Source organism: Lysobacter sp. ESA13C (genome assembly GCF_019970005.1).
Lineage (GTDB): Bacteria > Pseudomonadota > Gammaproteobacteria > Xanthomonadales > Xanthomonadaceae > Lysobacter > Lysobacter antibioticus_B.
Genome location: NZ_JAHXYK010000010.1, coordinates 161254 through 181690 on the forward strand (window position 1 = coordinate 161254; position 20437 = coordinate 181690).

12 protein-coding genes are annotated in these 20437 nt (G+C 65.4%); 4 read left to right on the forward strand and 8 right to left on the reverse strand.

All coding sequences use genetic code 11. The features are described from left to right. The first annotated feature begins 15 nt into the window (after window positions 1-15). The 3 genes from corA to LC490_RS19210 all read left to right on the forward strand — a co-directional run bounded on the left by corA (window position 16) and on the right by LC490_RS19210 (window position 3702). On the forward strand, window positions 16-1008 hold the full coding sequence (gene corA / locus LC490_RS19200) for a magnesium/cobalt transporter CorA (protein WP_031374013.1): 993 nt from the start codon (window positions 16-18) through the stop codon (window positions 1006-1008). Between the two features lie 400 nt (window positions 1009-1408). Further along, on the forward strand, window positions 1409-3481 hold the full coding sequence (locus tag LC490_RS19205; RefSeq protein WP_223621240.1) for a carbon starvation CstA family protein: 2073 nt from the start codon (window positions 1409-1411) through the stop codon (window positions 3479-3481). Beyond that, window positions 3481-3702 carry a YbdD/YjiX family protein gene (locus LC490_RS19210; protein WP_057917336.1) on the forward strand — a complete coding sequence of 74 codons (222 nt, stop codon included), beginning with the start codon at window positions 3481-3483 and terminating at the stop codon, window positions 3700-3702. Before LC490_RS19205 ends, LC490_RS19210 begins: the two co-directional genes overlap by 1 nt. A gap of 840 nt (window positions 3703-4542) precedes the next feature. Here LC490_RS19210 and LC490_RS19215 read toward each other — a convergent pair. From LC490_RS19215 to LC490_RS19225, 3 genes are all read right to left on the reverse strand, one after another. After that, window positions 4543-5802, reverse strand: coding sequence for a DUF819 family protein (locus LC490_RS19215; protein WP_031374010.1), 1260 nt, complete (start codon window positions 5800-5802; stop codon window positions 4543-4545). 558 nt (window positions 5803-6360) lie between these two features. After that, the gene (locus LC490_RS19220; protein ID WP_223621241.1) at window positions 6361-8448 is read right to left on the reverse strand and encodes a S9 family peptidase; all 2088 of its coding nucleotides are present in this window, start codon (window positions 8446-8448) and stop codon (window positions 6361-6363) included. 106 nt (window positions 8449-8554) lie between these two features. Next, the gene (locus LC490_RS19225) at window positions 8555-10495 is read right to left on the reverse strand and encodes an oligopeptide transporter, OPT family (RefSeq protein WP_031374008.1); all 1941 of its coding nucleotides are present in this window, start codon (window positions 10493-10495) and stop codon (window positions 8555-8557) included. A gap of 564 nt (window positions 10496-11059) precedes the next feature. On the opposite strand from LC490_RS19225, the gene LC490_RS19230 reads away from it, so the two are divergent. Beyond that, complete coding sequence (locus LC490_RS19230) at window positions 11060-12835, forward strand: peptide MFS transporter (protein WP_223621242.1); 1776 nt, start codon at window positions 11060-11062, stop codon at window positions 12833-12835. Between the two features lie 467 nt (window positions 12836-13302). Here the strand turns inward: LC490_RS19230 and LC490_RS19235 are convergent, their stop codons facing one another. The 5 genes from LC490_RS19235 to rfbB all read right to left on the reverse strand — a co-directional run bounded on the left by LC490_RS19235 (window position 13303) and on the right by rfbB (window position 19095). Further along, window positions 13303-15348 carry a S9 family peptidase gene (locus LC490_RS19235; protein WP_081930839.1) on the reverse strand — a complete coding sequence of 682 codons (2046 nt, stop codon included), beginning with the start codon at window positions 15346-15348 and terminating at the stop codon, window positions 13303-13305. 322 nt (window positions 15349-15670) lie between these two features. Further along, entirely contained in the window at window positions 15671-16567 is an 897-nt protein-coding gene (gene rfbD / locus LC490_RS19240; RefSeq protein ID WP_223621243.1) for a dTDP-4-dehydrorhamnose reductase, read from the reverse strand. After that, window positions 16564-17121 carry a dTDP-4-dehydrorhamnose 3,5-epimerase gene (rfbC, locus tag LC490_RS19245; protein WP_031371896.1) on the reverse strand — a complete coding sequence of 186 codons (558 nt, stop codon included), beginning with the start codon at window positions 17119-17121 and terminating at the stop codon, window positions 16564-16566. Before rfbC ends, rfbD begins: the two co-directional genes overlap by 4 nt. A gap of 11 nt (window positions 17122-17132) precedes the next feature. Continuing rightward, window positions 17133-18017: a glucose-1-phosphate thymidylyltransferase RfbA gene (rfbA, locus tag LC490_RS19250; RefSeq protein WP_031371895.1), complete on the reverse strand. Its 885-nt coding sequence runs from the start codon at window positions 18015-18017 to the stop codon at window positions 17133-17135. Between the two features lie 25 nt (window positions 18018-18042). Beyond that, complete coding sequence (gene rfbB, locus LC490_RS19255) at window positions 18043-19095, reverse strand: dTDP-glucose 4,6-dehydratase (protein ID WP_031371894.1); 1053 nt, start codon at window positions 19093-19095, stop codon at window positions 18043-18045. Between the last annotated feature and the right edge of the window lie 1342 nt (window positions 19096-20437).

Genomic DNA, 20437 nt, shown 5'->3' on the forward strand with positions numbered 1-20437 from the left:
GGCAGGATTCGGGCCATGAGCGATCCCACCCTGCCCCAATGCGTCATCAACTGCGCGACCTACAGCCGCGACGGCACCCGCCGCGACATCGGCCTGGACGCCATCAGCGACGTGCTGGCCGTCGACGACGGCAGCTTCGTCTGGGTCGGCCTGTACGAGCCCGACGAAGGCATCCTCGACAAACTGCAGGAAGAGTTCTGCCTGCACGACCTCGCCGTCGAGGACGCGCACAACGCCCATCAGCGGCCGAAGATCGAGTCCTACGGCAACTCGCTGTTCATCGCCATTCACACCGCGCAGAAGATCGACAACCGCATCCGCTTCGGCGAGACGCACATGTTCGTCGGCCCGCGTTATCTGGTGACCGTGCGCCACGGCGCTTCGATCAGCTACAAGAGCGCGCGCGCGCGCATCGAACGCGAGCCCGACTTGCTGGAACACGGCCCCGGTGCGGCGCTGTACGCGGTGTTCGACAGCGTCGTCGACAACTTCATGCCGATCGTCGAAGGCTTCACCCAGGAGCTCAACGAGCTCGAGAAGGACATCTTCGCCGAGGATTTCCGCAAGGAGACCGTGCAGGAGCTGTACGACCTCAAGCGCGAACTGACCCGCCTGCGCATGGCGGTGTCGCCCTTGCAGGACATCCTCGGCCAGCTCGCGCGTTCGCGCGGCGGCCTGGTCGACGAAGAGATCCAGTTGTACTTCCGCGACGTGCTCGACCACGCCGTGCGCATCAACGAGACCACCGACACCTTGCGCGAAATGCTGACCGCCGCGGTCAGCGTCAACCTGTCGCTGGTGACCGTGCGCCAGGGCGAAGTGGTCAAGCGCCTCGGCGCCTGGGCCGCCCTGCTCGCCGCCCCGACCCTGATCGCGAGCTGGTACGGCATGAACTTCGTGCACATGCCCGAGTTGCCGGGGCAATGGAGCTATGCGGTATTGATCGGCTCGGTGATCGCGATCTGCCTGGTGCTGTATATCGGCTTCAAACGCGCGAAGTGGTTGTAGGGGCGTCAAGAGCAAATCCCCCCTGCCCCCCTTTCCAAAGGGGGGAACAGCAAAGGCGGCAGCGGCATCGACTCAGCAGCGACAGCAACAGCCACGACGCTGCCTCGACCAGATCACCGCCTCAGCCATCGACAACTCGCCCCCTTTGACAAAGGGGGCTGGCGCCTGCGGCGCTCGGAGGTCCGATCAGACCGGCGGTGCCGGGGGATTTGCTCTACACCGCTCCGCCATCGCCAAGATCGCTCACCGCGTAGCCACCGCCCCAAGCGCCAGAATCCGTATTTCCAGTCGCCCGAACCGCGACCCTAAGACCAAAGTATCAGCCGCTATTGCGGCACTGCGCATTGACCCGCGCCGACCCAGGGGCGACGCTGCCTGAGTTCAATCTGGGAGGGTCGTCATGAAAGGTGGTCTCGGCAAACTGGGCTGGGCGGCCCTCGCAGTCCTCGGGGCGTTCTGCCTCGGCACCATCGCGCTGCGGCGCGGCGAACACATCAATGCGTTGTGGATCGTGGTCGCGGCGGTATCGATCTATCTGGTCGCCTACCGCTACTACTCCCTGTTCATCGCCGAGAAGGTGATGCGGCTCGACCCGACCCGGGCCACGCCCGCGATCATCAACAACGACGGCCTCGACTACGTCCCGACCAACAAGCACGTGTTGTTCGGCCACCATTTCGCCGCCATCGCCGGCGCCGGTCCGCTGGTCGGCCCGGTACTCGCCGCGCAGATGGGCTACCTGCCCGGATTGCTGTGGCTGATCGTCGGCGTGGTGCTGGCCGGCGCGGTGCAGGACTTCATGGTCCTGTTCGTGTCCAGCCGCCGCAACGGCCGCTCGCTCGGCGACCTGGTGCGCGAGGAGATGGGCCGCATCCCCGGCACCATCGCCCTGTTCGGCGCCTTCCTGATCATGATCATCATCCTCGCGGTGCTGGCGATGATCGTGGTCAAGGCGCTCGCGGAAAGCCCTTGGGGCATGTTCACGGTTATGGCGACCCTGCCCATCGCGGTGATGATGGGCGTGTACATGCGCTACATCCGCCCGGGCAAGATCGGCGAAATCTCGGTGGTCGGCCTGATCCTGCTGCTCGCGGCGATCTGGTACGGCGGCAAGGTCGCCGCCGATCCGGTGTGGGGCCCGGCCTTCACCTTCACCGGCACCCAGATCACCTGGATGCTGATCGGCTACGGCTTCGTTGCTGCGGTGCTGCCGGTGTGGCTGGTGCTGGCGCCGCGCGACTACCTGTCCACCTTCCTCAAGATCGGCACCATCATCGCGCTGGCGATCGGCATCGTCGTCGTGATGCCCGACCTGCGCATGCCGGCGCTGACCCAGTTCACCGACGGCACCGGCCCGGTCTGGAAAGGCGGCCTGTTCCCGTTCCTGTTCATCACCATCGCCTGCGGCGCGGTGTCGGGCTTCCATGCGCTGATCTCCTCGGGCACCACGCCCAAGCTGCTCGCCAATGAATCGCATATGCGCTACATCGGCTACGGCGGCATGCTGATGGAATCCTTCGTCGCGATCATGGCCCTGGTCGCGGCTTCGGTGATCGAACCGGGCGTGTACTTCGCCATGAACAGCCCCGCGGCCCTGGTCGGCAGCGACGTGCACGCGGTGTCGGCGACGATCTCGAGCTGGGGTTTCTCGGTCACCCCGGAGATGCTGCAGAGCACCGCCAAGGACATCGGCGAAAACACCATCCTCGCCCGCGCCGGCGGCGCGCCGACGCTCGCGGTCGGCATCGCCCAGATCCTGCACAACGTGTTGCCGGGCGAGAACACGATGGCGTTCTGGTATCACTTCGCGATCCTGTTCGAAGCCTTGTTCATCCTCACCGCGGTCGATGCCGGCACCCGCGCCGGACGCTTCATGCTGCAGGACCTGCTCGGCAGCTTCGTGCCGGCGTTGCGCCGCACCGAAGCCTGGGGCCCGAACCTGCTCGCCACCGGCGGCTGCGTCGCCTTGTGGGGCTACTTCCTCTACCAAGGCGTGGTCGATCCGCTCGGCGGCATCAACACCTTGTGGCCGCTGTTCGGCATCGCCAACCAGATGCTCGCCGGCATCGCGCTGATGCTATGCACGGTGGCTTTGTTCAAGATGAAGCGCGACCGCTATGCCTGGGTGACGATCGTGCCGACGATCTGGCTGCTGATCTGCACCAGTGCGGCCGGCCTGATCAAGATCTTCGACGACAACCCCGCGGTCGGTTTCCTCGCCCAGGCGCACAAGTACCAGGCCGCGATCGCCAAGGGCGAAGTGGTCGCCCCGGCGAAGAGCATCGAGCAGATGCAGCAGATCATGCTCAACAGCTACGTCAACACGGTGCTGACCGGCTTGTTCCTGTTCGTGGTGTTCAGCGTGCTGGTGTACTCGCTGCGCGCGATCGCCAAGGCGCGCGCGAACCCCGAACGCAGCGACCGCGAATCCCCGTACGTGGCCTTGAAGCCGCACGAAATGGCGAACGTGTGATGGGTACCGCGCTCGTTCCCGCCAGCCAGTACCAGCTCTACAAGCGCACCTGGCATCGCCTGGTGCAGACCGCGCGGCTGTGCTGCGGGGTGCCGGATTACGACAACTATGTCCGCCACCTGATGGAAAAACATCCCGAGCGGCCGATCCCGGACTACGCGACCTTCTTCCGCGAGCGCCAGGAGGCGCGTTACGGGGGTGGGCGGTTCGGGTGTTGTTGATCGGGTTCCGCGAGAACGAGAGGCCGCCTTCGGGCGGCCTTTTCTTTGGGGGTTTCGCCGCATGGCAGCTGGCGCTTCGCAGGCAGAATAGACGCCTCCTCACAGGGACTTTCTGCGATCGCAAACTGTGACCGCTTATCTGGCCGGCGCAGATCTTTCGCCGTCTCCGCCTATATTCATGGGTTTTGGCTTTGGCTTTGGCTTTGGCTTCGGCTTTGGCTTTGGCTTTGGCTTTGGCTTTGGCCGTGGCTGCGGCTCTTGCTTTGCCGGTCAAGTGGAGACCCGGAGGGCGGCGCACAGGACGTGCGCCGTTTTTCGATAGGACAAGGATGTCCTATCGAAAAATCCCGGCGCTAGCATCGCGCTCGTGGCCTGTGCCCTTGCAAGGAGAGCCCTTTTCTTTGGTTACCTTTCTTTTGGGCTTAGCAAAAGAAAGTAACCCGGCCGCGTAGCGGACGGAAGCTTTGCACTTGCTTGTGGCTTATGGCTTGTGGCTTCTTGCGAAGCAAGATCAAACGCCAAAAGCTTCCGCCACTAAAGCGGCGGGTAACTTTCTTTTGTCTAAAGCAACAAAAGAAAGTCACCAAAGAAAAATGCTTTTGTTTTGAATCACAAGCCCGCACGAGCGATGCATACGCCGGGATTTTTCATACGGGACATCCCTGTCCCGATGAAAAACGGCGCGCATCCCTGCGCGCCGCCCTCCGGGTCTTCTATCGCCTTCGCTAGTGCGAGGCGACGCACAGCAACAGCCACGGCCACGGCCACGGCCACGGCAAAATCTTCACGGCAACGGCAACGGCAACGATGATGGTTGCCGGCGCTGCGGCCGCCCTCGCCTCAAGCCGGCGCAGCGCCCGCCAGCGAACGCAGGGTGATGCCGACGATATAGGCCAGGCCGGTGCCGGTCGCGTAGCCCAGGGTGCCCAACAGGGCGCCGACCGGTGCCAGCGAGGGATGGAAGGCCGAGGCGACGACCGGTGCCGAGGCCGGGCCGCCGATGTTGCTTTGCGAGCCGATCGCGAAATAGAAGAACGGCACGCGCAACAGGCGCCCAACCGTCCACAGCAGCACGATGTGGATCGAGATCCAGATCAGGCCCAGCGCGAACAACCAGGGCCGGTCGAGCAGCGCCAGGATGTCCATCTGCAGGCCGATGCAGGCGATCAGGAAATACAGCAGCAGGCTGCCGATCTTCGAGGCGCCCGCGCCTTCCAGCGTGCGCGCGCGGGTGAAGCTCAGCGCCAGGCCGGCGAAGGTGGAAATCGCCACGACCCAGAAGAAGGGCTCGTGCAGGCTGACCGTCTTGGCCCAGGACACGTTGGCCGCGAACCAGCCCGACAGCGGCGTCGCGATGGCGTGCGCGAGCCCGACCACGCCGAAGGCGATGCCGATGATCATCGCCAGGTCGCTGAGGCTGGCGACGCGTTGATGCTGGGCCTGGAACTGTTCGATGCGCTGCTTGAGCTCCTCGATGCCGCGGGTATCGGCGCCGCTGCGCGCATCGATGGCCTGGGCGCGACTGGCCAGGAAGATCAGCACCGCCATCCAGACATAGCCGACGCCGACGTCGACCACCGCGAACTGGCCGAAGGTGGTCGCGTCGACCTGGAAGATCTCCTTCATCGCCAGCATGTTGGCGCCGCCGCCGATCCAACTGCCGGCCAGCGCGGCCATGCCGCCCCAGGTATCGCCGGCCACGGTTTCCGGATGCACCGCGCGCATCAGCAGGAAAGCCGCGATCGCGCCGATCATCACGCTGAGCGACGAAACCGCATACATCACCAGCAACTTCGGCCCGAGCTTCAAAACGCCCTTGAGGTCGATGGTCAAGGTCAGCAGCACCAACGCCGCCGGCAGCAGCACGCGGCTGGCGACCGGGTTGTAGAGCTTGGTATTCGCGCCGTCGACCAGGCCGATGGTGTTGTAGATCCCGGGGATGAAGTAACACAGCAGCAGGGCCGGCACGTAGGTGTAGAACTTCTTCCACAGCCCGGTCTCGCGCGAAGACGTCCAGAACACCAGCCCGAGCGTCGCCGCAATCAGGCCGAGGACGACGATGTCGTTGCTGATGAGCGCCGTGCGGGCGGTTTCTGGCATGCCGGTGTTCCCCAGGGATGAGCGAGCGGTAAAACGTCCTCGCTTTTACTTCGGATGCGGGATCGGAGCAAGGGCCGCCGGTGCGGGATGACAACGGGCTTGCGCGTGGAGAGGGACCGCGGTCGTCACCTCCCATCTGGAAGAAACGCCATTCAGGAGAACGACTCAGCGCTGCGATAAAGAAGCCCGGGCGGCGAATCGGCGGGCGGGATTCGTCTTGGGTGTCGGAACGGCAAATCCCCCCTGCCCCCCTTTTTCAAAGGGGGGAACAGCTAAGGCAAAGTTGCTGTTGTTGCTGGGCTGCTGTTGCTGTTGCGGTTGCCGTTGTCGGGGCTGCGACCACTGCCATTGCTACGACCACGACCGCATCATCGCCAAGCCCCGAGTTGCAGGCGACGATAACGTCGCCCCCTTTGACAAAGGGGGCTGCGCGTTGCGTTGTTCGATGTCGATTCGGCAATCGGCGCGCGGGGGATTTGCTTCGCTCTGAGAGCGAGGAGCAAATCCCCTTGCCCTTTTTTCAAAGGGGCACTGATGCCTAGGCATTCGGAGCGGCGTTTACTCGCCGATGTGCTGCTTCAGCCAGCCGTTGACGGTGTCGTGCCACTGCACGCTGTTCTGCGGCTTGAGCACCCAGTGGTTTTCGTTCGGGAAGTACAGGAACTTCGACTCGATGCCCTGGCGCTGCAATGCGGTGAACACGCCGATGCCCTGCTCGACCGGAATGCGGTAATCGAGCTGACCGTGGATCACCAGCATCGGAACCTTCCAGTCCTTGACGTGGTTGACCGGGTTGAACTTCTCGTAGTTCTTCGGTACGTCGTACGGCGTGCCGCCCTGCTCCCACTCGGTGAACCACAGCTCTTCGGTCGCGTAACCCATCATGCGCTGGTCGAACACGCCGTCGTGGCTGACCAGGCACTTCCACGGCTGCTGCCAGTTGCCGGCGATCCAGTTGACCATGAAGCCGCCGTACGAGGCGCCGAGCGCGCAAGCCTTGTCGCCGTTGAGGAAGCCGTATTTCTTCTGCGCCGCCGCCCAACCCTTCTGCAGGTCTTCGAGCGGGCGGTCGCCCCAATGCTCGCTGATCGCATCGGTGAAGGCCTGGCCGTAACCGGTGGAACCATGGAAGTCGATCATCACCACCGCATAGCCCTGGCCTGCATAGGTCTGCGGGTTCCAGCGATAGCTCCAACCGTCGCCGAAGCTGCCCTGCGGGCCGCCGTGGATCAGGAACGCGACCGGATACTTCTGGCCCTCCTGGTAGTTCCACGGCTTGACCACGTAGCCGTGCACGGTGTCGCCGTTCCAGCCCTTGAAGTCGAACTGCTCGTACTCGCCGAAACGCACGCCCGGCAGGCGTTGGCTGGCGCTTGGGGTGATCGCGCGCTCGGGTGCGCCGTCGAGACCGCCGACGAAAATCTGATCGCCGCTCTTGAGGCTGTTGCGGGTGAAGGCGAAGGTCTTGCCGGCCAGCTGCGGCGAGCCGAGGCTGCCGTCGCCGATCAAACGGGTCGGCTTGCCGCTGGCGATGTCGACGCCGAACAGGGGCAACTGGCCGACGTCCTGGGCCAAGGTATAAATCGTCTTGCCGTCGGCCGACAGCACGATGTTCTCGGCCGAACGGTCCCAGTCCGGCGCGATCTCGCGCGCTTTGCCGCTGGCCAGGTCGAGCGCGAACAGGCCGAAGCGGTCGGCCTCGAAGCCCGGACGCTTCATCGCACGGTAATAGAGCGTCTTGCCGTCGGCGGCGAACACCGCGCCCGTGTCCCAGGCGGGGTTGGACGCGGTCAGGTTCTTGGCCGCGCCGCTGCCGTCGGCGGCGACGAGGTAAAGATCGAAATTGGTCGACCACGGTTCCTTGGCGTCGGCCTTGCGCGCGCTGAACACCAGCGACCGACCGTCGGGCGACCAGGTGTATTCGCTGCTGTCGCCGAACGGACGCGAGGGCACGTCGCCGATCACGTCGGCGCCGACCAGCTTGGCGGTGGCGACGGTCTTGCCGGCGGCCGGCAGCTCGGTCACGAACAGACGGTTGAGGCGGCCATCGTTCCAGGCGTCCCAGTGGCGGATGAACATGCGGTCGAAGACCATGCCGCTGGCCTTGTTCTTCTCGGCCGCGTCGAGCTTCTTCTTGGTGCAGGCCAGGTCGGCCGCGCACTCGGCATAGGTTTCGGCGTTGAACGCCACGCGCTTGCCGTCGGGCGAGATCTGGTAACCGCCGACGTCGCCGTCGAACGCGGTCAGCTGCTTGGGCGCGCCCCGGCCGGCCCAGTCGATCGAATACAGCTGGTTGCTGCCGCTCTTGGCGCTGAGGAAATACACCAGCTTGCCGTCCTGCGAAAACGACGGCGAATTGACGTTCCAGCCTTCCGGGGTGAGCCGCTTCGGCGGCGCCGCATCGCGCGCGAACAGGTCTTCGATCCACAACGAGGTCGAGGACTTGTTGGCGGCGAAGTCGACGCTGCGCTGGGCGAACACCAACAGACGGCCGTCGGCCGACAAGGTCGGCGAGGACACGCGGTCCATCGTCGCCAGATCGCGGACTTCCAGGCCGCGCGGCAGCGGCGGCGTGAGCGAGAAAGCCGGCGCGGATGCGCAGGCCAGCAGCAGGGCCATCGGCAGGAGTGCGTGGCGTGGCGTCATGGCGAAACCTCTTGCGTTAACGGATCGGCCGATCGAGCGGATGCGCAGCGATCGGCGAGGGATTGAAGACGAACGGCCCGGCTGAGCGCCGGGCCGTCGAATCGGATCAGGCTTGCGGCACCGGCGCGTTGCGGCTGCTGCGGTAGAACAGCCACACCACCACCGCCAGCACCAGCAGGCCGATGCCGGCGCCGAAGTGGAAGCGTTCCGGCAGGGCCAGCACGTCGGCGCGCTTGCTGATCACGATCGGGAACGCGATGGCGATGCCCATCAGCGCCTCGCCGGTGATCAGGCCGGCGGCGAACAAGGTGCCGGGACGGTGCACGCGGTCGACCTCGGCTTCGTCGCTATTCGCGGTCAGGCCGCGGCGACGGCCGACGATGTGCGACAGCAGGCCGCCGAGGAAGATCGGCACCATCAGTTCCAGCGGCAGGTAAATGCCGATCGCCGCGGCCAGCACCGGCACGCGGAACTTGGCCTTGCGCGACTTCAGCCATTCGTCGAAGGCGATGATGAGCGCGCCGATGGCGGCGCCGATTCCGATCATCGTCCACGGCAGTTCGCCGCCGAACATGCCCTTGGCGACCGAGGCCATCAAGGTCGCCTGCGGCGCCGCCAGCGAGTTGGGATGCTCCGCGGTCGGCGCGCCGATGCCGTAGGCGGCGGCGAGCAGGTTCAGCACCGGCGCCATGATCAACGCACACGAGAACGTGCCGATGCCGAGCATCAGCTGCTGTTTCCATGGCGTCGCGCCGACGATGTAGCCGGCCTTGAGGTCCTGCAGGTTGTCGCCGCCGACCGCCGCGGCGCAGCACACCACCGCGCCGATCATGATCGCGGCGACGGCGCCGATCGGCGAGTCGCGGCCGAGCATCAGCACCAGCACCGCCGAAGCGAACAGGATGGTCGAGATGGTGATGCCCGACACCGGGTTGTTGGACGAGCCGATCAGGCCGGCCAGGTAGGCCGATACCGATACGAACAAAAAGCCGGCGACGATCATGATGATGGTCATCGGCACGCTGACGAACCAGTTGCCGACGATGGCCTGGTACAACAGCAACAGCGGCATCACGAACGCGACCAGGGCGATCAGCATCCACTTCATCGGCAGGTCGCGATCGGTCTCGGCGACCACGCCGCCGCTGCCCTTGCGTGCCGCGGCCAGGCCGCTCTTGACGCCCGACATCAGCGACTTGCGCAGCGAGAACAAAGTCCAGACGCCGCCGATCAGCATGGTGCCGACGCCGAGGTAACGCACCTTGGCCGACCAGATGGCGCGGCCGATCTGCTCGGCGCTGCCGTCGGCGATGCGCGCGGCCAGTTCCGGGTCGGAGCCGAGGAAGAACATGTGGTAGATCGGAATCGCGAACTGCCACGACAGGATGCTGCCGGACACCACCACGATGCCGACGTTAAGGCCGACGATGTAGCCCACGCCGAGCAGCGCCGGCGACAGGTTGGTGCCCATGAAGCCCAGGTACTTGCCCATCCAGCCGGAGACGATGGCGTTGTCCGGGATCAGGCGCATGCCGCTCTCGGCGGCGACCTTGACCAGCGCGCCGATGCCGCCGGCCAGGGCGAGAATCTTCAGGCCCGGGCCCGGGTTCTCGCCGGCCTTGAGCACTTCGGCCGCGGCCTTGCCTTCCGGGAACGGCAGCGGGTCTTCGACGATCATCGAGCGGCGCAGCGGCACCGAGAACAGCACGCCGAGCAGGCCGCCGAGGCCGGCGATCGCCAGCACCCAGGAATAACGGAAGTCCTGCCAGTAACCCAGGATCACCAGCGCCGGGATCGTGAAGATCACGCCGGCGGCGATCGAGGAACCGGCCGAGGCGCCGGTCTGGACGATGTTGTTCTCCAGGATCGTGCCGCCGCCGAGCAGGCGCAGCACGCCCATCGAGATGACGGCGGCCGGGATCGCGGTGGCGATGGTCAGGCCGGCGAACAGGCCCAGGTAGGCATTGGCTGCTGCCAGGATCACCGCCAGGAAGACGGATAGCAGGACGGCTCGGAAGGTTAATTGGGGCGTAGCGGACGAGGCCATCGGCGTCTCCATCGCGGGTGATCGTTCAAGTGCGGCAGCGTATGTGCGGAGCCGGCCGGCAAGGACCGGGCGCCACGCAATCCGCCGATGATCGCATCCGCCGCCGGCCCCTGTAAAAGTGCAGTGCGGCAAAAAGCGGGATTGGGCAAAAAGCCGCGACCGAGGGCGGCGAGGGCGGAATTCCCCGGGTTTCTGCGGGAAAGGGGTTGGATGGTCGGGACAAGGACTCGCTGGTGGCCGCGAACAGGAGCGAGCGGCCCTCACCCCAGCCCTCTCAGCCTTGCACTGCCTGCGGTCGCCGCAAGCGGGAGAGGGAGCGCAAGCAGGAGCGTGAGAGCAACCGTTACGTGGGCGAGTGCAGGGACTCGAAACAGACCGCATCGAAGGCTGTCCCTTCTCCCGTTCACGGGAGAAGGTGACCCGCAGGGCTGGATGAGGGCAGCGGCCCCATCGAATCTCTTTCCCGCGCCGCCTCCCCTTCACGCCCCGCCCCGGGCCTCGACCACCTGCCCCGCCCTATACTCCCGCCTCCCGGCCCGCTCCTGGTCCGAAGGGAATCCGCTCGTGCCCGCAAGCAGTATTTCGAACCCGGCGCCGGTCGCACCGCGCAACGACGACTTCCTCGGCCATCCCAAGGGCCTGTACGTCTGCTTTTTCACCGAAATGTGGGAGCGCTTCTCGTTTTACGGAATGAAGGCGCTGCTGTTGCTGTATCTGCTGAAGTACCACCTGTTCGGCGACGACGCCGGCTACGACCTGATCGGCGCCTACGGCGGGCTGGTGTACGCGGTGCCGGTGATCGGCGGCCTGCTCGCCGACCGCTACCTCGGCATGCGCAAGGCGGTCGTGCTCGGCGGCGTGTTGCTGGTGCTCGGCCACCTGGGCATGGCCTACGAGGGCCACGCCGCCAAGATGGTGAACGGCGTGGCGGTGCGCGACGAGACCGCCTTGCAGGTGTTCTATTTGTCGCTCGCGCTGATCATCAGCGGCGTCGGCTTTCTCAAACCGAACATCTCGACCATCGTCGGCAAACTCTACGAGCAGAACGACCCGCGCCGAGACTCCGGCTTTACCCTGTTCTATGCCGGCATCAACGTCGGCGCGCTGTTCTCGGCCCTGATCTGCGCCTTCCTCGGCGAGACCTATGGCTGGAAGTACGGCTTCGGCGCCGCCGGCGTCGGCATGGTCGCCGGGCTGTTGATGTTCCTGTGGGGCCAGCGCTATCTGCGCGGTCATGCCGAACCCGGCGCCCCGTCGCGCCTGCGCGAGCGCGTCGGCCCGTTCTCGCGCGAAGTGTGGATCTATCTCGGCACCGCCCTGGGCGTGCTGGTGATGTGGGGCACGATCCAGGTCGCCTCGAAGATCACCCTGAGCCTCGGCAGCCTCAGCTTCACCGCGGCGCTGGCGATCATGCTGGCGACCCTGCTGGTGTTCCTGGTCTGGTTCTTCGGCTTCATCGCGCGCCAGTGCAGCGCGGTCGAGCGCCAACAGATGCTGGCCCTGGTGGTGCTGATCTTCGCGGTGCTGATCTTCTTCACCCTGTACGAGCAGACCTACGGCTCCTGGGTGACCTTCAACGACCGCCTGATGACCAAGGACATGTTCGGCCTCGCCGTCGGCGGGTACGCACCGACCCTGCCCTGGTCGGCGTTCTCGATGGCGCTCAGCCCGCCGCTGATGGTCGCGGCGCTGATGGCCAGCGACCGTGGCCGCGACGGACTGGCCAAGCTCCTGGTCGGCCTGCTCGCGCTCGGCCTGGCGCTGGCGACCGCACACGACGTGGTGCTGGTGCCGCAGACCGCCGGCTCGCTGACCTATCTCGGCGCCTTCTTCATCGTGGTGCTGGCGCCGCTGTTCTCGTGGCTGTGGCCGTGGCTGGCGCGGCGCGGGCGCAACCCCAGCAAGCCGGTGACGATGTCGCTCGGTCTGATCTTCGCCGGCCTGTCGTTCCTACCGTTGATGGCCGCGGCGAAAGTGTCGGGCAGCGGCGAGATGGCCAGCGTGTGGTATCTGGTCGCCGCGTATTTCATCCTCGAAGTCGGCGAGATGTGCCTGTCGCCGATCGGCCTGTCGGCAGTGACCCAGCTCTCGGTGGCGCGCGTGGTCGGGCTGATGATGGGCGCGTTCTGGTTGGCCACCGCGTTCTCGGAAGTGCTGGCCGCGCAGTTCGCCAAGATCGCCTCGGTCGAGATCCCGGAAGGCGGCGCGATCGACATGGCCTCGGCTTCGGCCAACTACGCCGAACTGTTCTCGATGCTGATGTGGCTCGGCATCGGCTCGGGCGTGCTGTTCCTGCTGCTGTCGCCGCTGTTGCGGCGCTGGATGCACGGGGTGAAGTGAGGCGGGCAGGAGCTGGGTAACGAGGAGTGAGGTTTTAGGAGTGAGGTTTTAGGAGTGAGAAGGGAGGAGTGAGAAGCGAGTTGCAACGCTTACTCGTTACTACCTGCTGGTGACTGGCGCGAAAAGCGAGCAGGACAGCGGCGACGGCCCTTGCTCACTCCTCACTTCTCCCCACTCACTTCTCGCTTTTTACTACCCGCTGGTGACTGGCGCGAAAAGCGAGCAGGACAGCGGCGACAGCCCTTGCTCACTCCTCACTTCTCCCCACTCACTTCTCGCCTTTTACTACCTGCTGGCGACTGGCGCGAAAAGCGAGCAGGACAGCGGCGACGGCCCTTGCTCACTCCTCACTTCTCCCCACTCACTTCTCGCCTTTTACTACCTGCTGGCGACTGGGGCGAAAAGCGAGCAGGACAGCGGCGACGGCCCTTACTCACTCCTCACTTCTCCCCACTCACTTCTCGCCTTTACTTGCCCTGCGCCGGCGCTGCCGCCTTCGGCGCCGCCGCCACACGGCCTCCCAGCGACTTCGACAGGAACGCCAGCAACCGCGTGTAGTACTCGCGCTGGTGTTCTTCGCGGTAGAAACCGTGGCCCTCGGTCTTGTAGTACAGCGTCTCGACCGGCGCGCCGGCCTGGCGCAAGGCCTTCTCCATCTTTTCGCTGTGCACGATCGGCGCACGCTCGTCTTCGCCGCCGGCGGCGAGGAACACCGGCACCTTGATGCGGTCGGCCAGACGCGTCGGCGACACCTTGTCGAGCGCTTCCGGCGAGCCGAGCCAACTGCGCAGATAGGCCTCGCCGGAACCGCGGCGCTGGATGTCGCCGGTGGTGTGCATCATCGGCAGGTCGTACACGCCGACATAACCGGCGGCGCAGCGATACAACGCCGGCTCCTTCGCCACGCCCATCAGCGAGGCGTAGGCGCCGTAGCTCGCGCCGTACAGGCAGATACGCGAAGGGTCGGCGATGCCCTGCTCGATCGCCCAACGCGTCGCGTCGGTGACGTCGTCCTGCATCTTGCCGCCCCACTCGCGCTTGCCGGCTTCGAGGAAAGCGCGGCCGTAGCCGCCGGAGCCGCGATAGTTCAACTGCAGCACCGCATAGCCGGCATCGGCGAGCAACTGCGAGTCGTCGTCGAAACGCCAGGCATCCTGGATGCCGAACGGACCGCCGTGCGGCATGACCACTAGCGGCAGGGACTTGCCGCTGCTGTCCTTCGGCGTGGTCAGCAGGCCCGACAAGGGCAGGCCGTCGCGCGCGCGCAGGTTGACCGCGCGCACCGGCGCACGCGTGGCCGGGTCGAACCAGGAACGGCGGCTCAGTACGTGCGCGGCATGCTTGTTGGCCTTGTCGAACAAGAACAGATCGCCGGGGCTGCGATCGTTCCAGACCTGGACCAGGGCCAGCTGGCCGTCGGCGCTCTGCGAGGTGATGCGCACCGCATCGCCGGGGAACGCCGCCTCCAGGCTGCGGTACTGGCGCGCCTCCGGCGAGGCGTTGTCGAAGAACACCGTGCGCGGCTTGCCGTCGGCGAAGAACACGCCGACCGGGATGCGGGTGTTGTTGCGATAGATGATGCGGTCCGGATCGGCGGTCTTGTCGCGCAGGACCTCCTTGCGGGTGCGGGTGGCGAGGTCGTAGGCGACGATCGCGTCCGGCCCCTGCGTCTGTTCGCTCTGGAAATACGCGACGCTGTCGTCGGCGGAGAAGCCGATCGGGTGATCCATGACCTCGTCCTGCGTATCCGAGCCCAGCAAAGCCCACTCGGCTTTTTCATCCGCACGGTAGAACAGCTTGCGTCGCAGATCGGTGCCGAAGCCGAGCGCGAAACGGACCACGCCGGCGTTGTCGGTCATGTAACGGGCATTGCGCACCGGCGCGATCGCGAGCCGGTTGCGCTGGCCGGTGATCGTGTCCAGGCGCTCGGCACGGGTATAGGCGTCGGCGCTGAACTGCTGCACCGAGATCACCACGCCCTTGTCGTCGGCCGGCAGATCGTCGACCAGAAAGCCGGCGACGTCCTCGACCTTCTTCGGCTGGATGCGCGTGCCGGCGCCGCGGCTCTGCACGCGGTAGCCGATCAGCACGTCGGCGCCGGTGCCGTTGGCGTTGATCGCGAACAGTTCGCCGGTGGGGATCGGCGCGTCGCGCGAGCCCAGCTTCTGGGCCATGCCGATCAACACACGGGTCGGGCTGACCCACCAGAAATCGTCGACGTGATTGTTCTTGCCCACCCGGAATACGCCGGTGCGTTTCATGTCGGCGCGACTGAAGATCACCAACGCGGTCTCGTCCTCCATCGGCACCGAGGCGGCGTAGAACTCGCCGGTCGGCGACAGTTTGACGTCGGTGAAGGTATCCGGTTTGACGAAGGCTTCTACATCGACGCCTTGAACGGCCGCTCCTCGAGCGGCGGCGCCTGCGCTCACCGCGTTTTCCGCGGCGCCGACATCCACGATCGGCGCAGCCAGCAGCCCCGCCAGCAACAGCGCGCTTCCCCAATGCTTCATTGCGATCCCCTGTAGTCCATGAATGGTTCCGCCGAGAACGGTTCCCTCGAGAACGGTTCCCTCGAAAGCCGGCGGCATCCGCCGCCGGTCGGCGCGGACTGCCGTCATGGAGGAACGCTCGCAAGCCGCGCACTCCCTACGTCTTCGCAGGCCGGGCTTCAGCCGGCCTGCCGGTCCGCCCTCGCCCATCCCCGCGGCGAAACGTCGGCCCGTCGCGTCCGCGACGCAGCGATCATAGAAGGCCGACGGCGCTCACACAATTGGGCCGCGGCAGTGTGCTGCGTGGCCCACGGAAGCGTGGCGATGCCGCGGACGCGCGGGTTCAGGCGGCGGCGTCGAGCGTGGTCTTGAGAGCGTCGCGCCACTGCGGAATCGACAGACCGTACTCGGCTTGCAGACGGCTGGTGTCGAGCACCGAATAGTTCGGCCGCCGCGCGGGCGTCGGGTAGTCGGCGGTGGTGATCGGCAGCACCTGCGGGCGGCGCTCGATCAGGCCTCGGGCCTGGGCTTCGGCGAATATAGCTTCAGCGAAACCGTGCCAGCTGGTCTGCCCGCCGGCCACGATATGGCGCACGCCGGATTCGACGATGCCCTGGCCCAGCACCGTCGCCGCGGCATCGGCGAGCAACCAGGCCGGCGTCGGCGAGCCGTGCTGGTCGGCGACCACCCGCAATTCGTCGCGCTCGGCACCGAGGCGCAGCATGGTGCGCAGGAAGTTATGGCCGTGAGTGGCATAGACCCAGGCCGTACGCAGGATCAGATGAGAGGCCCCGCTGGCGCGGATCGCCTCTTCGCCGGCCAGCTTGCTCTCGCCGTAGACGCTCAGCGGGCCGGTCGGATCGCTTTCGAGATACGGACGCGTGCCGTTGCCGTCGAAGACATAGTCGGTGGAGTAATGGACCAGGCCGATGCCGTCGGCCGAGCAGAGCTCGGCCAGCCGCGCCGGCGCCTGAGCATTGACCGCGAACGCGAGCTCGCGCTCGCTTTCGGCGCGGTCCACCGCGGTATAGGCGGTGGCGTTGACGACATGGTCGGGACGCACGCGGCGCAGCAGGGGTTCGATCGCATCGGCCTGGGCCAGATCGAGGGTCTCGCAGACGCTGCCGTCGACCGCGAGCCGGCCGCTGCGGGTCGTAACGACCACTTCGCCGAGAGCGGCAAGGCTGCGGCGCAGTTCATGGCCGACCTGACCGTCGCCACCGAGCAACAGCACCCTCATGGCGTGTAGACCGGCAGGCGGTCTTCGGCAACGTCCTTGAGCAAGGGCGCAACGGCGTCCTTGGCCGACAAGGACGGATCACCGACCGGCCAATCGATCGCCAGGTCCGGGTCGTCCCAACGCACGCCGGCATCGGCCTTCGCATCGTAGGTGTTGGTGCACAGGTAACTGAACACTGCGCGTTCGCTGAGCACGGCGAAGCCGTGCGCGAAGCCTTCCGGGATCCAGAAATGGCGCTTGTTCTCGGCGCTCAACACGACCGCGGTCCAACGCCCGAAGTGCGGCGAACCGCGGCGGATGTCCACCGCCACGTCCCACACCTCGCCCTCGATCACCGAGACGTACTTGCCTTGCGGGTTGGGCCATTGGTAATGCAGGCCGCGCAGCACGCCGCGCGCGGACGAGGAAACATTGCCCTGGACGAAGCGCGGGTTCAGACCGGCCGCCGCGAGCTTGTCCTGGTTGAACGATTCGTAGAAAAACCCGCGGGCATCGCCGAACACCTGCGGTTCGATGACGACGCAGCCGGGCAGATCGGTTTCGATAATCTTCAAGAGCGGTTCCTTTACGGCACGAAGCCACGCTCGGCCAAGCCGAGCAGATATTGACCATAGCCGTTCTTAGCCAGGGGACGAGCGAGCTCGGCCAGTTGATCGGCGTCGATCCAGCCATTGTTCCAGGCGATTTCCTCAGGGCAGCAGATGCGCAGCCCCTGGCGGGCTTCGATGGTTTCGATGAAATTGGAGGCTTCGAGCAGCGACTGGTGCGTACCCGTGTCGAGCCAGGCATAGCCCCGGCCCAGTTGCTCCAGGTGCAACGACCCCTCTTCGAGGTAAAGCCGGTTGAGATCGGTGATCTCCAGTTCGCCGCGCGCCGAAGGCTTCAGGCTCGCGGCGAAATCGCTGGCTCGGCCGTCGTAGAAATACAGCCCCGTCACCGCATAGTGCGAGCGAGGCTTGAGCGGCTTTTCTTCCAGGCCGACCACCCTGCCGTCGCCATCGAACTCGGCGACGCCATAACGTTCCGGGTCGCTGACCCAGTAACCGAACACGGTCGCGCCCTCCTGGCGCTGGTCGGCGCGCTTGAGGATCGAGGTCAGGCCGGGGCCGTGGAAGATGTTGTCCCCGAGCACCAAGCAGCTCGGCTGACCGGCGACGAACTCGCGACCGATCAGATAGGCCTGCGCCAGTCCGTCCGGACTCGGCTGCTGCGCGTACTCGATACGCATGCCCCAGCGCGAACCGTCGCCGAGCAGGGTCTTGAACAGAGCCTGCTCGTGCGGCGTATTGATGATCAGCACTTCGCGAATCCCCGCCAGCATCAGCACGCTGAGCGGGTAGTAGATCATCGGCTTGTCGTAGACCGGCAGCAGCTGCTTGCTGATGCCCTGGGTGATCGGATACAGCCGCGTGCCGGAGCCGCCGGCGAGGATGATGCCCTTACGGTTCATGCGTGGTTCCTCTTGAGCGGCCGCTTCAAGCCTGGCCGATGCGTTCCAGTCGATAGCTGCCGTCGAGCACGCGCTGCACCCAGGCCTGGTTGTCGAGGTACCAATCGACCGTACGGGCGATCCCCTCTTCGAAAGTGACCGTGGGCGCCCAGCCGAGCTCGCCCTTGAGCTTGTCGGCGTCGATCGCGTAACGGCGATCGTGGCCCGGGCGGTCGGCGACATAGGCGATCAACGATTCGCGGGCACGGCCGTCGGCGAGCGGACGACGCTCGTCGAGCAGCGCGCAGATGGTCTTGACCACGACGATGTTCGCGCGCTCGGCATCGCCGCCGACGTTGTAAGTCTCGCCGATACGGCCGGCTTCGAGCACGCGCGAAATCGCGGCGCAATGATCGCCGACGAACAGCCAGTCGCGGACGTTGAGGCCGTCGCCATAGACCGGCAACGGTTCGCCGGCCAGCGCCTTGGCGATGATCAGCGGGATGAGTTTCTCGGGGAACTGGAATTGCCCGTAGTTGTTCGAGCAATTCGTGGTCAGCACCGGCAGACCGTAGGTGTGGTGGAACGCCCGCACCAGATGATCGGAAGCGGCCTTGGAGGCCGAGTACGGCGAGTTCGGCGCATACGGCGTGGTTTCGGTGAACTTGCCGGTGTCGCCGAGGCTGCCGTAGACCTCGTCGGTCGACACGTGCAGGAAGCGGAACGCGTCGCGGGCCGGCGCATCGAGTTGCTTCCAGTAGTCGCGCACCTGCTCGAGCAGGCTCAGCGTACCGACGACATTGGTCTGCACGAACGCCGCCGGACCTTCGATCGAGCGGTCGACGTGGCTTTCGGCGGCGAAATTGACCACCGCCTGCGGCCGGTGTTCGGCCAGCAGACGCTTGAGCAGGGCGGCATCGCCGATGTCGCCCTGGACGAACACATGATTCGGGTTGCCGTCCAGGCTGCCCAGGGTGTCGAGATTGCCCGCATAGGTGAGGGCGTCGAGATTGACGACCTTGATCCCTTTGCGGACCGCATCGAGAACGAAGTTACCGCCAATAAATCCGGCGCCGCCGGTCACAAGCCAAGTAGGCACTCAGGACACTCCTTTATTGATCGACTGAGATCGAACCGGCCACGCGGAGCGCTTGTGGCCTGCAACACCGGAACGGCGCCTTGGGCGCGGCGTTCGCCAGCTTGCGCGGCAGGTTTCGACAAGTGCGGGATTGTAATGCCTATCGGGGCCGGGCCAGCAATTGAAGCAACCGGCGCTTAAGACGCCTTACAGCTTCCTAATCGCGGCCTTGCGCACGCTGCGATCGTGACGCTTGGCAATCACCGACGACCACAAAACCATGGCGCGCGGCAGTAAACGGCCCAAGCCTGCGCACGCCCCCCTCCCTTGCCTCGCCAGGCTCGCGACCTCCGAGCGAGTTCCATGGGCAGCCCTGTTAATTTTGTTTTTTTCTTACATGGATTTTTTATCCTCGATCTAATATGCAATAAGCACACTTGAATTATTTAGTTTCTTATGAAATTAACTGTCACAACAAGCACACATGATCGAATTTAAATTCTTATAAAACATATATTTAATTATACAATCTGGTCAAATACCGCCCTAATTACCATTACACAATCCGCTAATGTCATTCAAAACATATATCAAAATATTCTAATAAATACTCAGGAAATTTAGCTACATTCCGCGTCAACGACACGAATGTCCGCTACACGCAATCGCATCGCTGCATCGACATCAGCGATGGCCGATTCGAGATCAGGGAGATCGCCGGGCGGACAAGGTTGCATCACGAGGGGCATGGGGATGCTGGCTTTCCTGGATCACGCCGAACTGGACCACACCGAAACTCCGCGACAGCTGCGCTCTGCGCAGCCGCCCGCCTGCGTCCCAAGCGCAACTCGCTCGGACAGGGCCTGGGCCTTGCGGTTCGCAACGCCCTCACCCGTCCCCCTCGCGTCCCGTACCGCAGCGATTTACGTCCGGCACGGCTACGGCCTCCCCAGTCGGGCCTCGACGAAGCCCCTCTCCTGTTTTCGCGGGCTCGATTGGCATCGTCCCTCTCTCCCGATGCCAATCGACAGCCCGCGCTTCGACACCCGGCCCGCTCGTTACCACGCTACCGGCGCAGCCACGAGCGCATCGAGCGAGGATCGAGCGATGCGCATCTACGCGGCGAGCACCCTGCCGCGGCAAGACGCGCAGCTACCGCACAGCGGAGGGCGGACCCCTCCGGCGCCGCGTCGACTGCCCCCGACGCCCCGCGAAACCGAATCGACCGGCGCGCGAAAACGCTAGCCGCTCGACGACCGCCCTCCCCCACGGCGGTCTGCGCCGCAGTTCTTGCTCGGCGCTCCTCGGTGCCGCGCGCACCACCCCGGCCATCCGGGCACGAGAGCAAGCATTCGACGAGTCG